Consider the following 3,605-nt stretch of genomic DNA (forward strand, 5'->3'; position numbering starts at 1 on the left):
TGATCTTGTTCTTCAGGATCGCGAACAGCCAGGTGCTGATCTGCGCCCGGCCCTCGAAAGTCGAGATACGTGCCATGGCCGCTACCATGGCGTCCTGGACCGCATCTTCGGCGGCCGCCGCATCGCGCAACTGTAGTTCGGCAAAACGCAGCATATCTCGCCGCAGTAAGGAAAGTTCATGATAAGGATCGTCGCCTGCCAAGGGATTCATGGATTAACGTTGTAATGGGTGGGGCGACAGTAAATCATGCCAAGCGCGCGAAACGGCGTATCCGCCGCCGTGCGCTCGCCCATGATACTGTTCTCAGGTTCGCATCATGACGCCGTGTAAGCCCCGAACGCATACCACCTGTTTGCCTATTGGACGAGGATGCCCCGAAATTATTACAGCGAGCGCGCAAACGACGCCGCAATGCCTCGCCGAGTTGGGTGAGGGCGCTGGCGATGGACGACCGACCCACGCAAACGCAGCGAATCGATGATTTTTGGGAAATGGTTGTAAGGAAAGTCGCGCCTTGTTCGTCAAATCAGGCATAGACGGCCACATTCGCTGAGCAACCTGCCATGCACAACACATTCCCGCTGCTGCAAAAAACGGATTTCCCCGCGCTGCGCCGCCGCGCGCTCCGCACACTGCAGGTCAACCTCGGGTATCGCTGCAATCAGTCGTGCGTGCATTGTCATGTCGCGGCGGGCCCGCACCGCACCGAGACCATGACGCGGGAAACGATCGATATCGTGCTGGCCGTTCTGGCCCGACGCCGCATGCGTACGCTCGACCTGACCGGCGGCGCGCCGGAGCTCAATCCGCACTTTCGCTGGCTGGTCGAGCAGGCCAGGGCATTGGACGTGCATGTGATCGACCGATGTAACCTGACGATTCTCGAGGTTGCCGGCCAAGAGGCGCTGGCCGAGTTCCTGGCGGCCCAGGGCGTCGAAGTCGTCGCCTCGCTACCCTGCTACTCGGCGCACAACGTCGACCGCCAACGCGGTGACGGCGTGTTCGAGGCTAGCATTCGCAGTCTGCGGCGGCTCAACGCATTGGGCTACGGCATGCCGGGATCCGGGTTGTCCCTGAGCCTGGTCCTGTGGCTGCCACCCCGCATTGTCGAGGCGCTGGACTCGCACGGTATTCGGACACTCGCGGACCTGACCGTGCGGATTCCGCGGCGGCGTCGCTGGTGGTCCGCGATCGCCGGACTCGGCGTCGCCGGCGCGCGCCGCATCGAGGCGTTCTTCGCCGCGCATCCGGTGCTGACCGAACGCGCGCGGGCATTGATCGTCGCCGCACCGTCCGGCAGCATCATGCCGTGGGAACAGCTGCGCGTGCCGCATGAGGTCGACGGTTCGCGCGGCCAGTTCCGCGCGCCGCGAACCGCCTGCCTGCTGAACGCGTCCAACGACTACGAAGCGATCCAGTCCTGGCTGTCGCTGCACGAGTCGGCCGCCACGCAGCGTGCCTACCGGAAGGAGGCGGAACGCCTGATCCTGTGGGCGATCGTCGAGCGCGGCCGCGCACTGTCGTCACTCACCACCGACGACGCGATCGCCTATCGCGGTTTCCTGCGGCGCCCGACGCCACGCGAGCGCTGGGTCGGCCCATCGCGGCCGCGGCACAGCATCGAATGGCGGCCGTTCACCGGCCCGCTGTCGGCTCGATCAGCAGCCTATGCGCTAAACGTCCTGTCGGCGTTGTTTCGCTGGCTGGTCGAGCAGCACTACGTGCTCGCGAATCCGTTCGCCGGCGTCAAGATCAAGAGCCACGCGCAGCGTGCGGGATTGGACGTGTCACGGGGCTTCTCCGAGGGCGAGTGGTTGTTGATCCGCGCACTCGCCGATGGCCTCGAATGGTCGTACGGCTGGAGCGTGCCGGCCGCGCAGCGCCTCCGCTTCCTGCTGGACTTCGGCTATGCGACTGGCCTGCGCGCGAGCGAGCTGGTCGGTGCGACGCTCGGCCACATCCGCCGGGACGAGCACGGCGATCACTGGCTGCATGTGCTTGGCAAGGGCGGCAAGCTCGGCAAGGTGGCGCTACCGTCACTCGCTCGAACCGCGCTGGATCAATATCTCGTGCAGCGCGGGCTGCCGATCACGCCCGCACGCTGGGACCCGGCGACGCCGCTCGTTGCGAGCCTTGACGAGGATGGCGCGGGCATCGAACCCAGACGGCTCTGGCGCGTGCTGCGACGGTTCTTCATGCAGGTGGCCAATGCAATCCAGGACGATCGGCCGGCGACCGCAGAAAAGCTGCGCCGCGCGAGCCCGCACTGGATGCGGCACACCCACGCGTCGCACGCGCTCGCGCGGGGTGCTGAGCTGATCATGGTGCGCGACAACCTGCGGCACGCGTCGATCTCGACGACGTCGACCTACCTGCACAGCGACGAGGTGCAGCGAGCCCGGCAATTCGATCAGGCATTTCGCTCACGGGATTTCAAGCAGTAAGCCTGCTTATGGCACCTTAAGCATAAGCGCAAGAGATTTCATAACTTCACGGCTTATGATAGGAAATTGTGCTTACCTTGCTCATCCCCCTTGCAAGCGCCCATGTCGATGTGGCTTGCGTGGGAGCGGTCTTGCCGCCCGAACTGGCGCATGTCAGCAACGATGCCGAGGGGCATTCGGCCCTGGCTGACGCCTTGGCGAAGCTGCAGCCCGGGCTGGTGCTGATGGAGGCCACCGGAGGCTACGAGGCGGCGTTGGCCTGCGCGCTGCAAGCGGCGGGACTGCGCGTGGCGGTGATCAACCCGCGTATGGCGCGGGACTTCGCCCGCGCGATGCAGTGCCTGGCCAAGACCGACCGCATCGACGCGGCCACCCTGGCCGAGTTCGCCAGCGTGCTGGCCCAGCGCCCTGACTGCGAGCGCTTCGTGCGCCCGCTGAGCGAGCCCGAGCAACAGGATCTGGCGGCCCTGGTCACCCGCAGGCGCCAGCTCGTGGCCATGCAACTGTCCGAGCGCCAGCGCCTGCGGCTGGCTCGCCCGGTCACGCGCCCGAGCATCGATGCCATGTTGGAGGCCATCGGGCGCCAGCTCGACGACGTCGACGCCGAGATGGTGAGCCATGTCGAACAGCATCATGCCGTGATGGCCAAGCTGTTGCAAAGCGTGGCCGGCATCGGCCGCATCGCCGCAGCGACCCTGATCGCCGAGCTGCCCGAGCTGGGCAGGCTCAACCGGCGCCAGATCTGCGCGCTGGTCGGCGTGGCGCCCTACGCCAACGACTCGGGCTCCAGCCGAGGCCGACGACGCATCACGGGAGGGCGCTTCGAGGTGCGCCGCGCCCTGTACATGGCCACGCTCACTGCAACGCGGTTCAACCCCGCCATCCGTGCCTTCTACGAGCGCCTGGTGGCCGCGGGCAAGCTCAAGAAGGTGGCCTTGATCGCCTGCATGCGCAAGCTGATCACCCACCTCAATGCCATCACCCGGGACCACTTGAACGCTCAAAATCAACCCCTCACTGCTTGACTTTCAACACGGTTACTCAGTCCGCTCCCAGTAGAGGCGGGCGAACTCTCGGATGCTCAAATGAGCACCGAACATTTTCACGTATTTCCGGAAGTCTGCTTGGATTTGTGCGGAATAACACATGATCGCTCCTCA

General features: G+C 65.2%; 2 protein-coding genes and 2 pseudogenes. 3 read left to right on the forward strand and 1 reads right to left on the reverse strand.

Annotated features, from left to right (window positions below; genetic code table 11):
* On the reverse strand, window positions 1-211 hold a 211-nt coding region (locus EPN80_RS09210; protein ID WP_293026030.1), incomplete at its 3' end, for a sigma factor.
* A 353-nt stretch (window positions 212-564) separates the two neighbouring features.
* On the opposite strand from EPN80_RS09210, the pseudogene EPN80_RS09215 reads away from it, so the two are divergent.
* The 3 genes and pseudogenes from EPN80_RS09215 to EPN80_RS09225 all read left to right on the forward strand — a co-directional run.
* A pseudogene (locus EPN80_RS09215) lies at window positions 565-1,038 on the forward strand (radical SAM protein); the annotation flags it as partial.
* Window positions 1,039-1,068: 30 nt separating this feature from the next.
* Window positions 1,069-2,445: pseudogene (locus tag EPN80_RS09220) on the forward strand (phage integrase family protein); the annotation flags it as partial.
* Window positions 2,446-2,513: 68 nt separating this feature from the next.
* On the forward strand, window positions 2,514-3,470 hold the full coding sequence (locus tag EPN80_RS09225; RefSeq protein ID WP_293026032.1) for an IS110 family transposase: 957 nt from the start codon (window positions 2,514-2,516) through the stop codon (window positions 3,468-3,470).
* Window positions 3,471-3,605: the final 135 nt, after the last annotated feature.

Source organism: Pandoraea sp., assembly GCF_004297875.1.
Taxonomy (GTDB): domain Bacteria; phylum Pseudomonadota; class Gammaproteobacteria; order Burkholderiales; family Burkholderiaceae; genus Pandoraea.